The sequence below is a fragment of the Aquimarina spinulae genome (assembly GCF_943373825.1).
GTDB classification, from domain to species: Bacteria; Bacteroidota; Bacteroidia; order Flavobacteriales; family Flavobacteriaceae; genus Aquimarina; species Aquimarina spinulae.
This window is the reverse complement of sequence record NZ_CALSBP010000002.1, coordinates 72,836-93,351: the sequence shown is the minus strand read 5'-3', so window position 1 is coordinate 93,351 and position 20,516 is coordinate 72,836. Positions and strand designations below refer to the sequence as shown.

The window sequence follows — 20,516 nt, the reverse complement described above, 5'->3', positions numbered from 1 at the left end:
AATTATATCTACTCGTGGGTGAAATAAAAATGTTAAATTAGAGCGGATGAAAAAAATAAAGATAATAGTTGTGACAGCGTTTTTGAGCATTACGTTTTTTGCCAGTTATGCACAACAAGATGCTCAGTACACTCAGTATATGTATAACACGATAAGTGTAAACCCTGCCTATGCAGGTAGTCGAGGAGTACTAAGTATTATGGGTCTTCATCGTAGTCAATGGGTTGGTTTAGATGGAGCACCCCGAACCCAGACACTTACTCTTAATACTCCTATTGGGGGGAATGAGCGTGTTGGTTTGGGTCTATCTATAGTTAATGATCAGATTGGTCCTACCGATGAGACGTATTTCGATATTGATTTTTCGTATACGATTCCTACTTCAGAGACTGGAAAGTTAAGTTTAGGAATAAAAGCTGGCGGTCATTTACTGAATGTTGATTTTCAAAAACTATCACAATTCAATACTAATGATGCATTGTTTGAGAGTAATATAGACAATAAGTTTAGTCCTAATGTTGGAGTTGGAGTTTATTATCATACCAATAAGTTTTATGTAGGTTTAAGTGCTCCTAATTTATTAGAGACAGATCATTTTGATGAGAGTACTACGACAAGTAGTAGTGATGCTGTTAGTTTTTTGGCAGAGGAGCGTATTAATTATTATTTAATAGCAGGTCATGTTTTTGATTTGAGTGATGATGTTAAGTTTAAGCCAGCAGTTTTGAGTAAGTTAGTGTTTGGCGCTCCATTACAGGTAGATATTTCGGCTAATTTTTTATTGTATGATCGTTTAACACTGGGAGCCGCTTATCGATGGAGTGCTGCATTAAGTGGTACTATAGGGTTTCAGATCTCAGATGCATTAATGATTGGTTTTGCTTATGATCGAGAAACCACCGAGTTAGGTCAGAGTCAATTTAATGATGGCAGTTATGAGGTCTTTCTCAGATTCGAACTCTTCAAAAAATACAATAGAATGCTAACACCTCGTTTCTTTTAATAACTATTTAAGATGTTAGGCCTTCAAAAAAATTAAAAGATTAGAACCATAATAAAACCTAGTTTTTAGAATTAAATAAAAACGAAAAACTATGAATTTTACCAAATACTTTATAAATATTTCCTTAAGTATATTGTTGTCGGGGATTGCGTTTTCCCAGGAAAAGCGAATGGCTAAAGCTGATGAAAGCTTTAATCGTTATGCTTTTGTCGATGCCCGTAAAATATATCTTCAAGTTGCAGAAAGTGGTTATGAATCGGCAGATTTGTTTAGAAAACTAGGAGACTCTTATTATTTTAATGCCCGGTTAGAGGATGCAATTCCTTGGTATGAAAAGTTAACTACTAAGTATGCAGATGATATTGATCCTGAATATTTATTTAGATATTCTCAAAGCTTAAAAAGTATACAACGATACGAGGAAGCAGATAAGATAATGGAGCAATTTAATACGATTACTGGTAATGATCAAAGGGCAGAATTCTTTATGAATACCAGGGATTATTTAAAATTTATTGAAATGCAATCGGGTAAGTTTAGGTTATTAAAATTAAGTATAAACTCTAAATATTCTGATTATGCACCTAGTTTTAATAACCAGGGAGAGTTGATATTTGCATCTTCGAGAAAAGGAGGAAGTGGAATGAGTAAGGTTGTTCATGAATGGGATGAAATGCCATTTCTAGACCTGTTTTCTTCAACGATTATTGAATCTAATGGGATTTTGCAAACACCCAAAAAGTTAAAAGGGAAAATCAATACAAAGTTTCACGAATCCTCTACTTCATTTAGTAGTGATGGACAAACAGTATATTTTACTAGAAATAATTATATCAAAAGAAAATTAGGTTCTAATGTAGAGGGGACTATTTTGTTAAAAATATATAGAGCAACACTCGAAAATGATAAATGGACAAACATAGAAGAGTTACCTTTCAATAGCAATGAATATTCTATAGCCCACCCTGCATTGAGTGCAGATGGAACCAAGCTTTATTTTGCAAGTGATATGCCTGATAGTAGAGGACTTTCTGATTTATATGTTATTGATATACATGAAGATGGTACTTTTGGTGAACCCAAAAATCTGGGAGATAAAATTAATACCGAAGGAAGAGAAACTTTTCCATACGTTAGTGATTCGGGACGATTGTATTTTGCAAGTGATGGACATATTGGTTTAGGAGGGTTAGATATTTTTGTAACTGTTCCAGAGGAATTTGGAATATTTTCTATCCCATATAATGTAGGGAAGCCTGTAAATAGTTCTGAAGACGACTTTACCTTTGTATTGAATGAAAATACAAAAATTGGATATTTCTCAAGCAATCGAGCTGGAGGAAAAGGAAATGATGATATCTATAGCTTTAAACAAACAGAAGAATTAATTACTAAATGTAATCAATATGTTGAAGGAGTAGTTACAGATGCAAGTACTAGAGAAGTTTTGGTAGATGCCGAAGTGTTTTTATTAGACGATACTAATAACGAATTACAACGTACAGTTACAGACTCGAAAGGGAGATATAGGTTTGACCTCGAATGTGATACATCCTATATTGTTAGGGGAAATAAGATAGGGTATGGCCCTACAGAGGCGCTTCTTACTGCAAATAATGTATTAGAACATAAGCATGACTTAGCTCTGCAACTTAGCAAAGGTGGATTGGCCGAAAAAGAAGTGAAACCAGGTGATGATTTGGCTAAACTATTAGATCTGGAGATTATATATTTTGATTTAGATAAATCCTTTATAAGGCCAGATGCGGAAATAGAATTACAAAAGATTATTGCAGCACTTAACGAATACCCTGATTTAAAGATTGATGTTAGATCTCATACAGACAGCAGGGCAGACGATGATTATAATATGTATTTAAGTGAACGCAGAGCAAAAAGCACGATTAAGTATATAGTCGAAAAAGGTAAGATAGATAGATCTCGCGTAACAGGTAGAGGATATGGTGAAACTGCACTTATTAATAAATGTATAGATGGAGTACCATGTAGTGATAAAGAACATCAACTTAACCGTAGAAGCGAATTTATTATACTACAATAATGATAGTACAGAAAACGTTTTGGCTTTGATATTGATTTCATATACCTTTGCTATCCTAAATTTTATCTGTGGTAGTTATAGTTTTTATTACTGCAAAATTTCAACACAAAATAACACAAATTATAATGGAAAAAGCTCAAGAATGGTTCAATTACGGTATTGAACTGGCAAAAGAATTTGGCCCTAAACTCATTACAGCCATCCTTATTTATATTATAGGATCATGGGTTATTAAGAAATTAATTAACAGTGTTAGGCAGATGATGTCTAAAAGTAAGTATGATGAATCTTTACAAAAGTTTTTATTAAACTTATTGACCTGGTCCCTAAAAGTATTCCTCATCATTCTCGTAATTTCAAGATTAGGTGTCGATGTCACTACTTTTGCTGCTGTAATTGCTGCAGCTGGTTTGGCAGTTGGTTTGGCACTACAAGGGTCTTTATCTAATTTTGCAGGAGGAGTGCTTATTATGATTTTTAGACCATACAAAATAGGAGACGTTATAGAAGCACAAGGCGTATTGGGTGTAGTTAAGGAAATTGAAATTTTTACAACAAAATTGACTACTCCTCAAAATAAGTTAGCTATCGTCCCTAATGGAGCAATGGCAAATGGTAATATCATTAACTATACGGCAGAAGGAATGATGAGAGTAGATATCACAATAGGTATAGGTTATGATGAAAATATAAAAAATGCCAAAGAAGTATTACTAGGAGTTTTAACATCAAACCCTAAGATAATGAAAGATCCTGCACCTTCTGTAAACGTTAGCCAATTAGGAGAAAGTTCTGTCGATTTGGCTGTTCGTCCCTACTGTACTCCAGAAGATTATTGGGATGTGTATTTTACTACATTAGAAAACTGTAAACTAGCTCTTGATGATGCAGGTATTGAAATTCCTTATCCACACTCAGTAGAAATTCATAAAGAAAGTTAATCGTATAAAATAAATTGAAATTAAAAATCACTTTCTATTTTCTATGGAAAGTGATTTTTTTGTGTAAACTGCTTAAATTTAGTAGGTTAAAAATATCAGAGTTCAGAATGATAATATAATAACCTAAACCTATTATCTATTTTAGTATTGAAAAATGGGATTTATACTTTTATCTGGATAAAAAATTACAGTTTACCTATCTATAACTGACGTTTTTTTAACAATCTAAAAACAGTTAAAAAGTTCAATACATCGGTTTAAAAGCTTTATTTTGATATTTTTTATAGAATATTCCTACTTTTTTAATGAGTTTATAGCATTTTGTATAGCTTCTTTTTTATGGTAAATACCTGATAATTAAGTTTTTATGGTTTTTTAGATTGATATAAATGTTAATTCTGTTTATTATTTTTAAAATATGATTAGACATTTATTTTTTTATGGTAAAACCGGAATAATTATGTGGTGTTTCAGTGTTCTGTTTTAACAAATAGTAACTATCTTTAAGTATTGTTTTTGAACAAAACATAATGTAATAATTACAGGATAAAAAACTTATTTTCTTACCCCTCCCTGAGTTTTATATTCGATATTGTTTTGTAAAAGAATATGTGGTTTTTCATCTAAGTAGTAGTAATATACTTTTATGAAGAAACGAACACTTTTATTGTCAAATTGCATTAATGAGAAGAATAAGTAATACTATAAAAATCAAAAACTTCTGTTTTGGATGTATTTTGAGCGTAGTACTAAAATAAAAAGTAATAAATAAATGTGTAAAACTGTAGATTTTTAATGTTAGTTTCTTTTATAAAAAATATGTATCATTAAAAATTAAGGTTAAGACAAAAACAACCCCGCGATTGTGAAACTTTGGCGAGCCAACAAAAGCAGGGTCTGAATAGCGATTAATTTAAAATAAATCAATCATTATGAGTGGACTATTATTTCATGCGTCTATAAATTGTCAATTTCGATTTTCAATTGACAGGATGCTTCTTTCCCTTAAGGAAAAATACATATCGTTTTTCTCCTCTTTCCGAAGGGTGAAATATAGTAATTCTTTATCTTTTTTACGGACTTACCGTACATTTTTTATCACTTTCTTAACACGATATACTACCAGAAAAACTAGTGCTTTATCTGTAGTTAATCATGTATTAGAATTTAATGTGCACAGCTACAAGTTGTTAAGGTCTTTTTTGATATTTATTTACAACGCTATACAGTATAATGACACCAAATTTTGTTTCGGTCATAGCTATGCTAATACTAAAATCAATGACTATAAATTACATAACAACAGTATAATAAAGTATAAATTAAAAAATAATGAAAAAGAAAAATTAGACTAATCATGATACGAATAATTAGTCTGTAAGAAACATTTTGACAATGTGTTTACTTAAACCTTCCGTTTTTAGGGGTAATTTCGGGAGGTTTTTTTTGTCTAAAAAAGTTTAAATAATAATTAGTTGTGAAAATAATACTTGATAGGTGATATCAAATTTTAAGTGTTTTTTAAATCCGAATTATGCACATACAAGAGCTTTGTTGTAATAAGCCATAAATATTGCAATGCAGAAAACTATGGTGCATATGTTTAAGTTAAATTAAGTAGATTGTAAAAGGGCTGTCTGATATCATAACTGGCAGCTCTTTTTTATTAAAAATAATCGATGTTTTTATATTTTAGCAATTATGATAGATATAAAACTTCTCGAATACTTAGAATCATTTCTTACTCCAAGACGACAAGGTTTAAATAAAAAAGTTTTGGAACAACGTACAAATCATTTTACGGTAGCAGTCGAAGATGTGTATCAATTGCATAACACAAGTGCGGTGATACGCAGTTGTGATGTATTTGGAGTTCAGAATGTACATGTAATTGAAGAGGTAAACGCAAAACGTATAGACCGTGAAATTGCAATGGGTGCTCAGAAATGGGTAGATATTAATCGATATTCTACTACCAAAGAATGTCTGGCTACACTACAAAAAAAAGGATATCAAATCGTTGCAACTACCCCGCATGATGATTCTAAAGTTTTACAGGATTTTGATATTGATAAACCAGCTGCATTTTTCTTTGGAAGAGAACAGCAAGGGTTAAGTGACCAGGTTCTGGAAGCGGCAGATGCCAAGTTACATATCCCAATGGTTGGATTTACAGAAAGCCTTAATATTTCGGTTTCGGCTGCAATAATACTACAACATGTTACATCTAAACTTAAAGAAACAAATAGCAATTGGCAATTATCTGAAGAGGAAAAGTTAGAAAAACGAATGGAATGGGCAAAGAAAGTGATTAAAAGCCATGAACAAATTATTGCACGATATCATGAGAATGAGTAACTTTCTAACATCTAACATCTAACATCTAACATCTAACATCTAACATCTAACATCTAACATCTAACATCTAATATTATGGTTACTTGGTTTGAAATTCCGGTTATAGATATGAAGAGAGCTAAAGCTTTTTATGAAAAAGTTTTTGATATAGAAATTAGCCTTCATGATATGGAAGGTGTACAAATGGGGTGGTTTCCTAATCAAAATCAGGCAGGAATTGCTACAGGAACATTAATCTATGCTGGAGAACATTATAAACCTAGTGAAGATGGAGTTTTGGTGTATTTTTCTTGTGATAACGTTGCTAATGAAATGAGTAGGGTAGCAGATGCAGGAGGAAAAGTAGTTTTAGACAAAAAACAAATTTCTGAAGAACATGGGTATATGGCGTATTTTGTAGACTCAGAAGGAAACCGAATTGCGCTGCATTCATTACGTTGATTATACAATAACTCTTCTTATATGTAGATTACTTACTTTCTGTCTAGTATTTTGTATTCCTCATAACATTCACTTATTGCATCGAGGATTTGAAGATCATTTGCAAATTTTATAAAATCAACAGAATAGTTGCAATTACGTAAAATCTCATCTATATCCAGCCGTCCCACTTGTAGAAGAGCCATTAAGGTAGCACGATCAAATTTGGTTTCCAAAAGGTTTCTAATCTCATCGTCTTTTTTCATTTTACGTAATTTCCTTAACTCTTTTGAGCGTTTGCTAAATATATTATATAAAAAATCGGCAGGATTAAAGATAGCACCTAACACCTTGTTTACGGCACCAGGTTGTTTATTACCACCTTCATAACCAGAGTTTAGTCCAGAAATACTATATCTGTAATTATTATAAACAGGAATTCTTTTAGCGTCAATCTCTAGGTAACCTGTAAGTTGTACATCGGCAACGACTACTTCTTCTAGTGCAATTCCCAGCTCGGTCATCTTAATCTTAACTTCTCCAAACTTAACCCAATCGTTAGTTACTCTAACCTGTAATGGTTTATACCCAATATAAGAGAAATATAGAGTGTCATTTACTTTTGCAGGAATATTAAAATCTCCCTTTTCATTAGTAATTGTTCCTATGACTTGACTAAGATTAACGATATGAACATTTTCTAGTATCTGATCATTAGCAGCATTTAATACTTTTCCTGATACAGTACTTGAATCATTCTCCTGAGCATAAGTAGTTATACCTGCTAATAGGGCTATGTAAAATAATACTCTCTTCATGTATATAATATGACGTTCAATTTTAAATAATATAACATAAAAATCGCGCCAAAAATCATATTTATTTGTTAAGTCTTTATATTCAGTGATTTACTATAGCGTAATTTTTGAATATATTAAGGACAAAACCTCTGATTTATCTACGATCACTACGTTTTCTACGATCTCTTTTTCGATTACCTCCGCTACCTCTATCTTCTTTTGAATCAAAACGTTTTTTACCCTTAGGTTTAAATCCGTCGCTTCTACGTTTTCCTTTAAAACCACCACCATCATTATCACGACGACGTCTTCCTCCTCTACGGCCAGAATCTTTAGAGATTTCTACATTAACTTTTCTTCCTTCCATTCTGAAATCTTCAAAAACCTGAAGAACTCGTTCTTGATGTTCAGTATTGGTATTGAAAAAAGAAAAACTTTCCTTGACATCTACTCGGCTTAAAGAATCGCTTCCTAGTTCTAACACTTCTTTCAGGAAATCCTTTAAAGTCATCCAGTCAAATCCATCTTTTTCTCCTACATTAATAAAGTAACGTGTGCTATTGCCTCTACTAGAATCATTATCTCTTTCATTTACAGCATTTAGATCCCTTGACTTTTTATAGTAATTATGGAAGCGAGAAAATTCTACCGAAAAGAATTTTTTGATTAATTCTTCTTTTGAAAATTCTTCTAATACCTCATTAATAGATGGTAAGTAACTATCGATTTCGTGATTTATTTCAGCTTTTCCAATGTCACTGGCTAAATGAAATAATTGAACCTGACATATTTCTTCACCGCTAGGAATTTCTTTTTTCTCAAAGCTCTTCTTAATAATTCGTTCTACAGATTTAATTTTTCTGACTTCGCTTTTGGACACGATAACCATAGAAACACCACTTTTTCCAGCACGTCCCGTTCTTCCACTTCTATGTGTATACGTTTCTATCTCATCGGGAAGTTGATAATTAATTACATGAGTAACATCATCGACATCGATACCACGTGCAGCAACATCTGTAGCAACTAACATTTGTATTTGGCGATTTCTAAAGCTTTTCATTACCAAATCACGTTGATTTTGACTTAAATCACCGTGTAATGCTGCAGCATTATATCCATCACCAATCAGGTTTTCTGCTACTTTTTGAGTATCTCGTTTGGTACGGCAAAAAATTACAGAAAAGATATCAGGATTAGCATCTGCTAGTCGTTTCAAAGCAGCATACCGATCACGAGAATTTACTACATAATATTCATGAGAAACGTTTTTAGAGCCAGTGTTTTTATGCCCTACAGTAATTTCTATAGGAGTTTGCATAAATCGTTTTGCGATGGTAGAAACTTCTTTTGGCATTGTGGCAGAGAATAGCCAAGTGTTTTTATCTTTTGGAGTATGAGACAAAATGGTGTTGATGTCTTCATAAAACCCCATATTTAGCATCTCATCAGCTTCATCTAATACGCAATAACTAATATTAGTAATGTCTACCATTTTACGGTTGATCATATCCTGCATTCTTCCAGGAGTTGCTACTACAATTTGGGCACCACGTTTTATTTGTTTTGCCTGATCTGTTATACTTGCTCCACCATAAATTGCTACAGTGTGCAATCCAGGAATATATTTAGAGTAGTTTTTAAGTTCGTTAGTAATTTGTAAACAAAGTTCGCGAGTAGGAGAGAGGATTAATCCTTGTGTAATCCTGCTACTGCTATCAATTTTTTCGATTAAAGGAAAACCGAAAGCAGCTGTTTTCCCTGTACCCGTTTGTGCTAAAGCAACAATATCTGTATCTTCCTTTAATAAAATAGGGATTGCCTTTTCCTGTACTTCACTTGGGGTTTCGAAACCCATATCATTCACCGCCTTAATAATGGCTTCACCAAGACCTAACGCTTCAAATTTATTCATATAGCTAAAAATAAGCCGCAAAGGTACGGTTTATTATCTGTCTATTACAATAACGAGTAACTTATTATAGTGTTGCAGAAATTTATTGAAGAATGAATCTTTATAGTATCAGAAAAATAAAATAAAATGATCAACGTCTAATTTGCATATCATTGTTTTTCTAAGGAAACACTATGGTTTTTTTATAACTTCAATTTCAAAAAGTTTATCCCAGTTTTTACCAGTGACAAATAACCGTTTGGTATTTGCATTATACGCGATACCATTTAAAACATCTAGTTTTTCATGTTGAGTTACTTTTTTACGAAGACCACTAAGATTAATAACCGCTTCTAAAGCACCACTATCAGGATTAATTATGGCAATCCCATCCTTTTGCCAGGTATTGGCATAAATTTTTCCGTCAACCCATTCTAATTCATTAAATCTGGATTTAACACCTTTGTTTGTAGTAACTTCTATATAATCCTTTTCTGCAAGAGTATTAGGGTCGAGTATCCAGATTTTTTCTGTACCATCGCTTTTATAGATATGATTTCCATTATTACATAATCCCCAACCTTCTTTACTTTGGTTATATGCAAAACTTCCGGTTTTCTCTAAGGTAGTAAGGTCGTAGATAAATCCTTCTTTAGATGTCCAGGTTAGTTGAAATATTTTACCATTCATAATAGTAATTCCTTCTGCAAAATATTCCTTTGGTATATCCTTTTTTACAAGAATTTCTCCGGTTTTATAGTTAAGTTTCCTTAAAGAGGATATTCCTTTTTTACCAGTACTTTCATATAGCGTATCCCCAAAAAATTCTAACCCCTGGGTAAAGGCTCCTTTATCATGAGGATATTCTGCAATAATTTTGTAGGAATATAATTTTGGAGATATATTATTAAGAAAAGCAATCTTTTTGGTTATGGTGTCTATATTTCCATCATAAAAAACTTGAGCCGTTAAGATATGATTTCCTAGTTTTTCGTCATCAATCTTTTCTTCATAACTGAAATCTTTTTTAGAAGCTACTTTTTTATTATCTAAAAGAAAAGTGACAGAATCGATTTTTATATTTTGAGCATTAATAATGTTTGCTTTTATCGTTTCACCCAGCTTAAATTTAGTTTTATTATCTTCAATTTTGATAGAAAAATATTTTTTTCGCTTATCCTGATTACTTCCACAAGAAAAACTAAGTATGCTTAAAATAATGATGACGAAGGAGTTATGGATCTTCATTGTGATAATTAAATTTTAAGCAAGATATTTATTTTAATTGGGTTTAAAAAATCATTGTTTTATATCTTAAAGATTGTATCTTTGCAGCGGCAAGTCCTACACAACTAGCTCCTGTTGAATCCTCCAGGGCGGGAACGCAGCAAAGGTAGACGGTTGTAGCAGTGTGATGTAGGTAGCTTGCCTTTTTTTGTGCCTTAATTTTTGATGTAATTTAAATGCCATTGATCCATAAATTACCATCATTTGTTTCCCATCATTTTATATTTTGAGATTAGTAGATCGTTAATCAGAATTGTATATTTGCGATTATGAGCACAAATCAAAAAGATACTGTAGTTTTAATTACAGGAGGGTCTTCTGGGATAGGGAAATCAATAGGAATATTTTTGGCACAAAAAGGATATATTGTTTATGGTACAAGCCGTAATCCATCTCGATTTCCTGATTTTGAGTTTTTTACACTTTTAGAATTAGATGTAGCAGATACGAAGAGTATCAATTCTGCTATCACAACAATAGAACAAAAGCATGGAAGATTAGATGTATTAATTAATAATGCCGGAGCAGGCATTACCGGGCCAATAGAAGAAATTCCTAATGAAGAAATAGTAAGAAATTTCACTACAAATTATTTTGGCCCAATCAATGTTACCAAAGCGGTTTTGCCAGTAATGCGAAAACAGGGAAGTGGATTAATTATTAACATCACTTCTATCGCGGGATATATGGGATTACCGTATAGAGGGATTTATAGTGCTTCTAAAGCTGCATTAGAGATGACTACCGAGGCCTGGCGAATGGAATTGAAAGATTTCAACATTAGAATGACTAATGTAGCTCCCGGGGATTTTGCAACCAATATTGCTGCAGGGCGCTATCATGCTCCAGTTATTAAAAATTCTCCATATGAAAAACCATATGGAGATACATTAAAACTAATGGATAGCCATGTAGATTCGGGTAATGATCCTTTAGAAATGGCCGAAACAGTTTTTAAGATTATAAAAACTAAAAAACCAAAAGTACATTATAAAGTAGGAGCGTTTATGCAAAAGTTTTCTATTGTGCTAAAACGAACATTACCAGATAGAATGTATGAGAAAATGCTGATGAATCATTATAAATTATAATCGATAGTTCTGTAATTAAATATAGAAGCGTTATGAATTCGACAGATGAAAGATATTTTTTTAATTAACAAAAAGATTTTATTAGCCTACAACGATTATTTTTATATTCGCGATCTATAAAAGCGCAAAATTTAAACACAACAATTTTAAAAACAATACTATGAAATTTTTTATTGATACTGCAAATCTTGATCAGATTAAGGAAGCACAAGATTTAGGAGTTCTTGATGGAGTAACTACAAATCCGTCTTTGATGGCTAAAGAAGGTATCACTGGTAAAGAAAATATTATTAATCACTATAAAAAGATATGTGAAATCGTAACCGGAGATGTAAGTGCAGAAGTAATTTCTACAGATTTTGATGGTATTATTAAAGAAGGGGAAGAGCTAGCTAAACTTCATGATCAAATTATTGTAAAAGTACCAATGATCAAAGATGGGGTAAAAGCAATCAAATACTTTAGTGATAAAGGAATTAAAACCAATTGTACTTTGGTATTTTCTGCTGGGCAGGCCTTACTTGCTGCTAAAGCTGGAGCTACCTACGTCTCTCCGTTTATTGGTAGATTAGATGATATTTCTACAGATGGACTTAATCTTATTGCAGAGATAAGATTGATTTATGATAATTACGGATTTGATACACAAATTTTGGCAGCTTCAGTAAGACATACAATGCATGTAATTGATTGTGCTAAGATCGGTGCAGATGTAATGACAGGGCCTCTTTCTTCTATAGAAGGATTATTGAAACATCCATTAACAGATATTGGTCTTGCTAAGTTTCTTGCTGATTATAAAAAAGGAAACTAGTGTAATTTTCCTAACATATAAAGTTTTAGAAAAGCTACTCTATCGAGTGGCTTTTTAATTTTCTAAACTTGCTAATTGTGTGTATTGCATAAGCTGTTTCTCAAAAACAGATGCGAACAAATCTGTACTCGGATTTATTATCTTACCATCTTGGTCTACAAGAATAACTTTATTTCGATAGTGAATTACCAATTCTTCTGAAGAACATTTTGGATGTTTAAACTCGTATTCATTATCCAAATTATAATGATGTCTTTTTATAGTTTTTAGCCAGTTTTTTGTTTGATCAGGATCAATGTTTACAGCGATAAAATCAATACCAGGGTATAAAGAGCTAAGATAGGTTGCTTTTTCATGGGCCTTTACATAATGATCTTTACTTTCTATCGACCAGAAATACAAGGCAGTAACTGGTTTGTTAAAAAGTGACGACAATTTCACGGTTTCCCCTTTTGAAGTAATTAAGTCCTGATCAGGAATAACTTTATTGGGTCTTAATTTTGAAATATGTCTGGCAAGTTTTTTTAATTCTTTTTGTGATCGATTATTAGTACTTACAGAAAGGTAATGTTTTAAAGCTATGTTTGATTCTTTATTATTTTTACTGTCATCGAGTAAAAAACGAATTGTAGACCTCCTTAATAAGTTATTTTTAATATATGAATGCTCTACAACATTGTTAATTAAATCCAGTTTGTAAATAAAGCTCTCTAAATTATTGTCGTGTTGTAATCGATTATCATTATTAGAAATAGAAGCATTAGTGAAGTAGCAATTTAAAAACCAATTATAAGAATATAGTCTTTTTAATTCATCATCATTAAAATCAATCTGGTTTCTATAATTAAAAAAAGAGGCAGATAATTCTTTAGTTGCATCAGGACCTCCCATTTTATAACGACTGGTAAAATAGAACTCATGTCTCATGTAGTATTCAAATATGAAACTAGCTTGAGTAAGTTTTTTTGCTAAATTACTCAACTCATTTTTGTTGATTAACTTTTCAAAAGTATCCGATTTTATGTTTAGTAAAGAATCTTGCTTTTTTTTGAAATACGAAGCAGACTGCATGAAGCCTGTTCTTTTTAAATGTTCCCTCTCAATTTCGTTTTGTAAAAACAAATCGATTAAAAAATTATTTTTTCCTGAACCCTTACCAGTAAAAACTAGAGATTCGTCAAACTCTAAAGTGTTTAAGCGAATTAATACACTATCTCCTTTCTCAAGGAGTACCACCTGATATTCTGGATTATGTTTAAAAGAATACAATCCATCTTCTAAATTCTCTATTTTGTGTAGGAATCTATTATTTTTATCTAATTGTATTGTATCTCTATAATCGTAACCTTTAGATAAAATAACATAGTTTGTATTAGGATTTACGATTTCACCACCAAAATAAGTATACTCTTTTTTGTCTTTTTCAGAAGAACCACAACTACATACAAAGCATGATAAAAAAGAAACTTGAATAAAATATCTTAGTACTGAAAATTGCATTTTTGGCGCTATAAAATTAACTTACTCTGTGTCCAAAAATAAAGGGAAACACCTATTGCGGTTGTTAATTATAAGTTAATTCTATGCATATTAACGAATTGAGCTATTAAAATTTTCAATTTTTGGATTTTTGATGATAAATAAACTACAGGATAAACTTCTAAATTAATGATAGATTGTTTCAGGTTCTGAATCCATTTTTCTACTTTTGCCGCAAATTTAAACCTTACAATTTTTCATACTCATGCTATCAGTTTCTAATCTTTCTGTTCAATTTGGTAAACGAATACTTTTTGATGAAGTAAATACTTCTTTTACACAAGGTAATTGCTATGGTATTATTGGTGCCAATGGCGCTGGGAAATCTACGTTTCTTAAAATTCTTTCTGGTGTGATGGAGCCTACATCGGGGCATGTACATCTAGAGCCAGGTAAACGAATGTCTGTTTTAGAACAGAACCATTACGCATATGATGAGTATACGGTATTAGAAGCAGTAATTATGGGGAATAAACCTCTCTATAAAATAAAGAAAGAAATAGATGCTCTTTATGCAGATTATACAGATGAAAATGCAGAGAAGATAGGGGAGTTGCAGGTACAGTTTGAAGAAATGAATGGCTGGAATGCCGATAGTGATGCAGCAGCAATGCTTTCTAACTTAGGTATCAAAGAAGAATTGCATTATACACAAATGTCTGATCTTGATACGAAACAACGAGTACGAGTATTGATAGCTCAATGTTTGTTTGGTAATCCAGATGTTTTAATAATGGATGAGCCAACAAATGACTTAGATTATGAAACTATTTCATGGTTAGAAAGCTTTTTGGCAAACTTTGATAATACAGTTATTGTAGTATCTCACGACCGTCACTTTTTGGATGCCGTATGTACACATATTTCAGATATTGATTTTAGTAAGATTAATCATTACAGCGGTAATTATACATTTTGGTATGAATCTTCTCAATTAGCTGCAAGACAAAGAGCCCAACAAAATAAAAAAGCAGAAGAGAAGAAAAAGGAATTACAAGAATTTATTGCGAGGTTTAGTGCTAACGTAGCAAAATCTAAACAAGCTACTTCCCGTAAAAAAATGATAGAAAAACTTAATATCGAAGATATTAAGCCATCAAGTCGTCGTTATCCTGCTATAATATTTGAAAGAGATAGAGAAGCAGGTGATCAAATCCTTAATGTAGAAGGATTAGCCGCAAGCCAGGATGGGGATACATTATTTAAAGATATTGATATTAATTTAACCAAAGGAGATAAAGTTGTTATCTTCTCTAAAGACTCAAGAGCTACAACCGCATTTTATCAGGCACTAAATGATAAACAAAAAGTAGACTCTGGTAAATTTAACTGGGGGATTACTACTACGCAATCATATTTGCCAGCAGATAATAGTGAATACTTTCAGAATGACCTTACACTAGTCGATTGGTTACGCCAATGGGCAACTACAGAAGAAGAAAGAGAAGAAGTATTTATTAGAGGGTTCTTAGGAAAAATGATTTTTAGTGGCGAGGAAGCATTAAAAAAATCAAATGTATTATCTGGAGGTGAAAAAGTTCGTTGTATGTTATCTAAAATGATGATGACAAGAGCAAATGTATTGATGCTGGATGAGCCTACAAATCACCTTGATTTAGAATCAATTACTGCATTCAATAATTCATTGAAAAAATTTAAAGGTACAGTCTTATTTACTACTCATGATCATGAGTTTGCTCAAACTGTGGGTAACAGGGTAATCGAACTAACACCAAACGGAGTTATAGATCGTTATGCTACATTTGATGAGTATATGAGTGACCCAAAAATTAAAGAACTACGAGAAAAAATGTATGGTGTAAATGTTTAATTTTATTGCCAAAATCAGTAAATAATAAATTAATTTTAGAGTTGTATCTTATAATTCTATAAATCTTTCCATATATATAGTATTCCCTAATAAGGAAATTTAGGAGTATAACTCTGTTTTGAAAAATCTAAAAGATAATTTCAAAACACGAGATTAACTCTGCCTATAGCATAAGTTAATGTGTAAATTGATAAAACCTTAAAACTTTAGTTGTGATCGTTTAGTAACATATCTGGATTTTAAATTAAAAAATCATCGTCCAGAAACTTTCTGTATGCATAAAACTAAGCTACATTTATTTTGTTAAATCAATAAGTAAGTTGTTGATTTTTAAAAAAATAAAAACTATTTTAGAGGTATGTTATGCGGTTGTCTTTTATTATTTATATAAAAGTATAAGCTTTCACCATATTCCTTCCCCAAAAGTCGAAAGTAATTACCGGTTTAACGTATAGTTAATGAAACTTTCACAAGCGATTTATAAAAAAGTATCGATGTTATTGAGAAAAATCATAAGTATCCTTTTTTTTGGTTTAACCATATTTTCTTTTGCTCAGTGTAAAACTGCAGAAAATAAAACTACGCAAGATAAACCATCACATCAGCCCGTTACACCTATGAAAAATGATATGATTATTTCAAAACCAAACAGAAATAAGTCGATGGAGCTTCATATTAAAAAGATAATAAAGCCAGGAGATCCAGCTACTCATTTTGAATATACTGTATATAACGCTGTAACAAAAAAAATTATAAAACAAGGCTATTTTAGAGGGGCTAATGTTGATTGGAATGATGATACCTCTATAAAACTTGTTCCTTACATCGGGATGGAACAAAAACCGACTTCTGAAAATCCTGATGATCTACTTCTGTCAAAGACTCAAACACAAATAACAATTATTAATTTAAACAACTAACTCATGACACACAAATTTTATTTTCGAAAATTGGCTGTTCTTATCTTTCTACTAATCGTTTATTCTTCGTGCGATAAAAATCAAGAACAAAAACTCACTGAAATAAGCACTGTAGAAACTTCTAAAAAACTCAAAAAAAAGAAAGATTATAACAAGAAGAAAGGAATTGAAATCATCGCAGAGTATAAGGCAAACCTTTTAAAACCTATTGGTGCCGAAGAATCTACATATAAAGATGGTTTCTTGATGACAGAGCATCAAAAAGCGATGAAAAATAGGTCTATTGCCAAGAACTCTAGTATTATTAAATGGAAAGAAAGAGGGCCTGTAAATGTACCAGGTAGGATACGTGGTATTGTAGTAGCCCCCGATAATGATGATAAATGGTATGCAGGTACCGTTGGTGGTGGACTTTGGGTAACCGAAGATGCTGGAACCACCTGGGAAAATCTTACAGATTATAAAATACCTAACCTGTCTACATCTACAGTTGCAGTGGGAACAAGTGATCCAGAAACATTATATCTGGGAACAGGAGAGCCTTTTAACAACCTAGATGCAGTTGGAGGGGTTGGAATTTTAAAAAGCGAAAACGGAGGCCGTAGTTGGGAATACCTTAATAATACCAAAAGTTTTGGAGGAGTTGGTCGATTAGCCTTAAATCCTGAAGATGAAAATAATCTTGTTGTTGCAAGTAGAAACGGTGTCTATGTTACCTCAGATGGAGGAGTAACATGGCAGAATACGTATAGTGGAGGAAATGTTCAGGATCTTAATTATGACCCCACTAATTTTAATACTCTGTATGGAGGCGTAAACAGTGTAGGAGTAATAAAAAGTATAGATGGTGGATTAACATGGGACTTAGTGTTAAATAGGGATGATTATAACTCAAACCATTCACGTTTTGAGCTTGATGTCTCTCCAGCTAATCCAAATAGGGTTTTCATTTCGGTGTACACAGGTAATGGAGGAGCAACTACTGCAGTGAATACCGATTTTTACTTTACCAGTGATGCAGGAGAAACATTTAGATTAATTGGTTATGAAGGAACTCCCGCAGCAGGAAATTTAATTACAGGGCAAGGCTGGTATGACAATATAATACGAGCGCATCCTTTTAATGAAAATGTTTTTTATGCAGGAGGAGTAGTGATGCATAGAGTACAAATAGTTAAAGCAGGAACTGGAACCAAAACTAAAAGTAAAGATGGACCAGTGAGTTATACTTTTCAGCCCATCGCAGCAGGTTATAATGGTGAATTAAATAATTATGTTCACGTAGATCAACATGGTCTAACATGGATTAAGAAAAGAAAAGAAAAAAAGTTTAAATTAATCCTTGCTAATGATGGAGGTATATATCATACCGATTATCTATTTGAGCCAGGAACCACGCTTAATGATTGGTCTGCTTCTGCAGTAGGACTTAACTGTACGCAGTTTTATGGAGCCGATAAACGTAATGGAACAGAAGATTATATGGCTGGTGCACAGGATAATGGAACCTGGATATCATTTACCGAGAATGGAGCAAACGATGAAACTTCATATCAGTTTATCATCGGAGGAGATGGGTTTGAAGTATTATGGAATTATGACAACCCTGATGAGTTTATAGGTGGTTCTCAATATAATGGTTTTGTACGCTATGAGAATGGCCAAGGGTATAATGCAAGGCATGGAGAATCGGGTGCGGGAACATCTCCTTTTTACTCTAAAATTACAAATTCAAATAATAATCCTAATGTAATTTTTAGTCCTTCTATTAGTGGAGTATGGAGATCTCCTGATTTTGCAAAATCATGGCAGTTAACTTCTATTCCAAATAATTTTTCTGTAGGAGCTTCAAGTTCATTAGATGTTTCTGTGTCAACAGCTAACCCAGATATTGTATGGGCTGGTAATGCAATGACAGAATCAGGAAGCTATGTGATTCATGTTTCTAAGAATAATGGAGTGTCTTATGAGTCTACGGGTTTATTCTCTGACCCAAGAGATGGTGTTAGTCATAATTATTTTATTTCAGGAGTAGAAACTTCTTCTACAAATGAGAATAGAGCTTATGTGTTATTTTCTGGGCAGGGAGCCGCCAAAATATTAAAAACAGAAGATTTAGGGCAAACCTGGGTTGATATCTCTGGGTTTTCTACAGGAGAAGACAGAGGGTTTCCGGATGTTGCAATACATAGTTTGGTAGAAATGCCTTTTGATGAAGATAGAATTTGGGTAGGTACAGATATTGGAGTGTTTCAAACATTAGATGGAGGAGCACACTGGTCTCTCTTGGCCGGATTACCAGCTTTTTCTGTTTGGCAAATGAAAATTGTAAATGATGAAGTAGTTATGGCAACTCATGGTAGAGGAGTTTGGACCGCTACTCTTGAGGAACTAGAAGGCTATGAACCTCCTACATACTACGCACCTCCAACAATTACGGCTTCGACACAAGAATCTGTAGAAAATCAGAATGCAACGATTACCTATGTACAGGAAAATGAAGATATAGAGAAAATAGTAGTGTATTTAGATGGAGAAGAAATCGCCCAAATTACAGATAATATCGTGCAAGGTACCGAGTTTACTTATACGATAGAAAATTTGGTAGAAGGAAATCATACTGTTGGATTGAAAGCCGTTGATAGTACAGGAGATGCATCTGTTGCTTCGTCGGCATCATTTGATATTATAAACTATACAGTTCCAAAAAATCTTGTATCTATTGCAACTTTTGAGATGTCTGATGTATATACTTTTGGAGGAGAGTTTGTGATCAATACAATTAATGAAACAGTAAGTCAGGCGGTTCTTAATAATTCTGATCATCCCTATTTAAATGATTCAGAATATCGTACTGTTTTAAGGCACCCTATTATCGTTAATGCAGAGAATGGAAATTTTACATACGAGGATGTTGCAATCACAGAATTTGATCCTGCACCGGGTCAATTTTATGATTTTGTAGCAATAGAAGCTTCTAGTAACTTAAAAGATTGGGTACGATTAGATACCTATGATGCACAAAGATTTCCAGAATGGACAGATGCTTTTAATTCTGGGCCCTCTCCAACAATAAATGATGAGTTGTTTAAAGAACAATCAATCAATTTATTAGACTTTTTTCAGGAAGGAGATGTTATTGCGGTACGTTTTCGATTAATTTCTGATCCTTTATTTACGTCTTTTGGTTGGGCTATTCGCTCTATAAATGCACCAGAAGAACAATTGGTAGCAGAAGAACAGGAAGAAATAGTGCAACCTCCTCGAAGTTCAGAAGGTGCTCTTTTATATCCAACAATTTCTAATGGAGAGGTACAGATTTCATCAGGAACCACAATGAACAACAGCGTGGTCGAAATATATGGGATAAGTGGTAGACTCGTATACTCAAAAAGAATTGGAACATTAAATGAATCTCAACAAACGTTGTCCTTAGAAAATCTTAAATCAGGAATGTATTTGGTTAAGGTTTTTGGAGATGGTGGGATAACAAATACAACAAGAATCGTTATTAGATAAACTTATTTTGTTATAACGCTAAGATATGGTATACCTA

14 protein-coding genes and 1 other RNA gene are annotated in these 20,516 nt (G+C 32.6%); 11 read left to right on the top strand and 4 right to left on the bottom strand.

From position 1 onward, the window contains the following. Positions 1-46 precede the first annotated feature (46 nt). From NNH57_RS06345 to NNH57_RS06325, 5 genes are all read left to right on the top strand, one after another. Complete coding sequence (locus NNH57_RS06345) at positions 47-1,003, top strand: PorP/SprF family type IX secretion system membrane protein (protein ID WP_254504130.1); 957 nt, start codon at positions 47-49, stop codon at positions 1,001-1,003. 91 nt (positions 1,004-1,094) lie between these two features. Then, positions 1,095-3,065: an OmpA family protein gene (locus NNH57_RS06340; RefSeq protein ID WP_074410052.1), complete on the top strand. Its 1,971-nt coding sequence runs from the start codon at positions 1,095-1,097 to the stop codon at positions 3,063-3,065. Positions 3,066-3,190: 125 nt separating this feature from the next. Further along, entirely contained in the window at positions 3,191-4,006 is an 816-nt protein-coding gene (locus NNH57_RS06335) for a mechanosensitive ion channel family protein (RefSeq protein ID WP_074410070.1), read from the top strand. A 1,701-nt stretch (positions 4,007-5,707) separates the two neighbouring features. Then, complete coding sequence (locus tag NNH57_RS06330; RefSeq protein WP_074410051.1) at positions 5,708-6,364, top strand: TrmH family RNA methyltransferase; 657 nt, start codon at positions 5,708-5,710, stop codon at positions 6,362-6,364. Positions 6,365-6,439: 75 nt separating this feature from the next. Then, positions 6,440-6,805 carry a VOC family protein gene (locus tag NNH57_RS06325; RefSeq protein WP_025667942.1) on the top strand — a complete coding sequence of 122 codons (366 nt, stop codon included), beginning with the start codon at positions 6,440-6,442 and terminating at the stop codon, positions 6,803-6,805. Positions 6,806-6,837: 32 nt separating this feature from the next. On the opposite strand, the gene NNH57_RS06320 is transcribed toward NNH57_RS06325, so the two are convergent. The 3 genes from NNH57_RS06320 to NNH57_RS06310 form a co-directional block, all read right to left on the bottom strand. Beyond that, positions 6,838-7,602 (bottom strand): carboxypeptidase-like regulatory domain-containing protein, encoded by a 765-nt coding sequence (locus NNH57_RS06320; protein WP_025667943.1) that lies wholly within the window; start codon positions 7,600-7,602, stop codon positions 6,838-6,840. 136 nt (positions 7,603-7,738) lie between these two features. Then, on the bottom strand, positions 7,739-9,499 hold the full coding sequence (locus NNH57_RS06315) for a DEAD/DEAH box helicase (protein WP_074410050.1): 1,761 nt from the start codon (positions 9,497-9,499) through the stop codon (positions 7,739-7,741). Positions 9,500-9,670: 171 nt separating this feature from the next. Then, complete coding sequence (locus tag NNH57_RS06310; protein WP_074410049.1) at positions 9,671-10,726, bottom strand: glutaminyl-peptide cyclotransferase; 1,056 nt, start codon at positions 10,724-10,726, stop codon at positions 9,671-9,673. An 87-nt stretch (positions 10,727-10,813) separates the two neighbouring features. Between NNH57_RS06310 and ffs the strand changes: the two genes are divergently transcribed. The 3 genes from ffs (at position 10,814) to fsa (ending at position 12,670) form a co-directional block, all read left to right on the top strand. Beyond that, positions 10,814-10,912: signal recognition particle sRNA small type (gene ffs, locus NNH57_RS06305), an RNA gene on the top strand. 122 nt (positions 10,913-11,034) lie between these two features. Continuing rightward, positions 11,035-11,856 (top strand): SDR family oxidoreductase, encoded by an 822-nt coding sequence (locus tag NNH57_RS06300; protein ID WP_108807644.1) that lies wholly within the window; start codon positions 11,035-11,037, stop codon positions 11,854-11,856. 160 nt (positions 11,857-12,016) lie between these two features. Beyond that, the gene (gene fsa / locus NNH57_RS06295; protein ID WP_034247234.1) at positions 12,017-12,670 is read left to right on the top strand and encodes a fructose-6-phosphate aldolase; all 654 of its coding nucleotides are present in this window, start codon (positions 12,017-12,019) and stop codon (positions 12,668-12,670) included. Positions 12,671-12,724: 54 nt separating this feature from the next. On the opposite strand, the gene NNH57_RS06290 is transcribed toward fsa, so the two are convergent. After that, complete coding sequence (locus NNH57_RS06290; RefSeq protein ID WP_108807643.1) at positions 12,725-14,170, bottom strand: TlpA family protein disulfide reductase; 1,446 nt, start codon at positions 14,168-14,170, stop codon at positions 12,725-12,727. A gap of 244 nt (positions 14,171-14,414) precedes the next feature. On the opposite strand from NNH57_RS06290, the gene NNH57_RS06285 reads away from it, so the two are divergent. The 3 genes from NNH57_RS06285 to NNH57_RS06275 all read left to right on the top strand — a co-directional run bounded on the left by NNH57_RS06285 (position 14,415) and on the right by NNH57_RS06275 (position 20,479). Then, entirely contained in the window at positions 14,415-16,040 is a 1,626-nt protein-coding gene (locus tag NNH57_RS06285) for an ABC-F family ATP-binding cassette domain-containing protein (RefSeq protein ID WP_074410046.1), read from the top strand. Positions 16,041-16,498: 458 nt separating this feature from the next. Next, the gene (locus NNH57_RS06280; protein ID WP_108807642.1) at positions 16,499-16,960 is read left to right on the top strand and encodes a hypothetical protein; all 462 of its coding nucleotides are present in this window, start codon (positions 16,499-16,501) and stop codon (positions 16,958-16,960) included. A 3-nt stretch (positions 16,961-16,963) separates the two neighbouring features. Next, entirely contained in the window at positions 16,964-20,479 is a 3,516-nt protein-coding gene (locus NNH57_RS06275; RefSeq protein ID WP_108807641.1) for a T9SS type A sorting domain-containing protein, read from the top strand. Positions 20,480-20,516 lie beyond the last annotated feature (37 nt).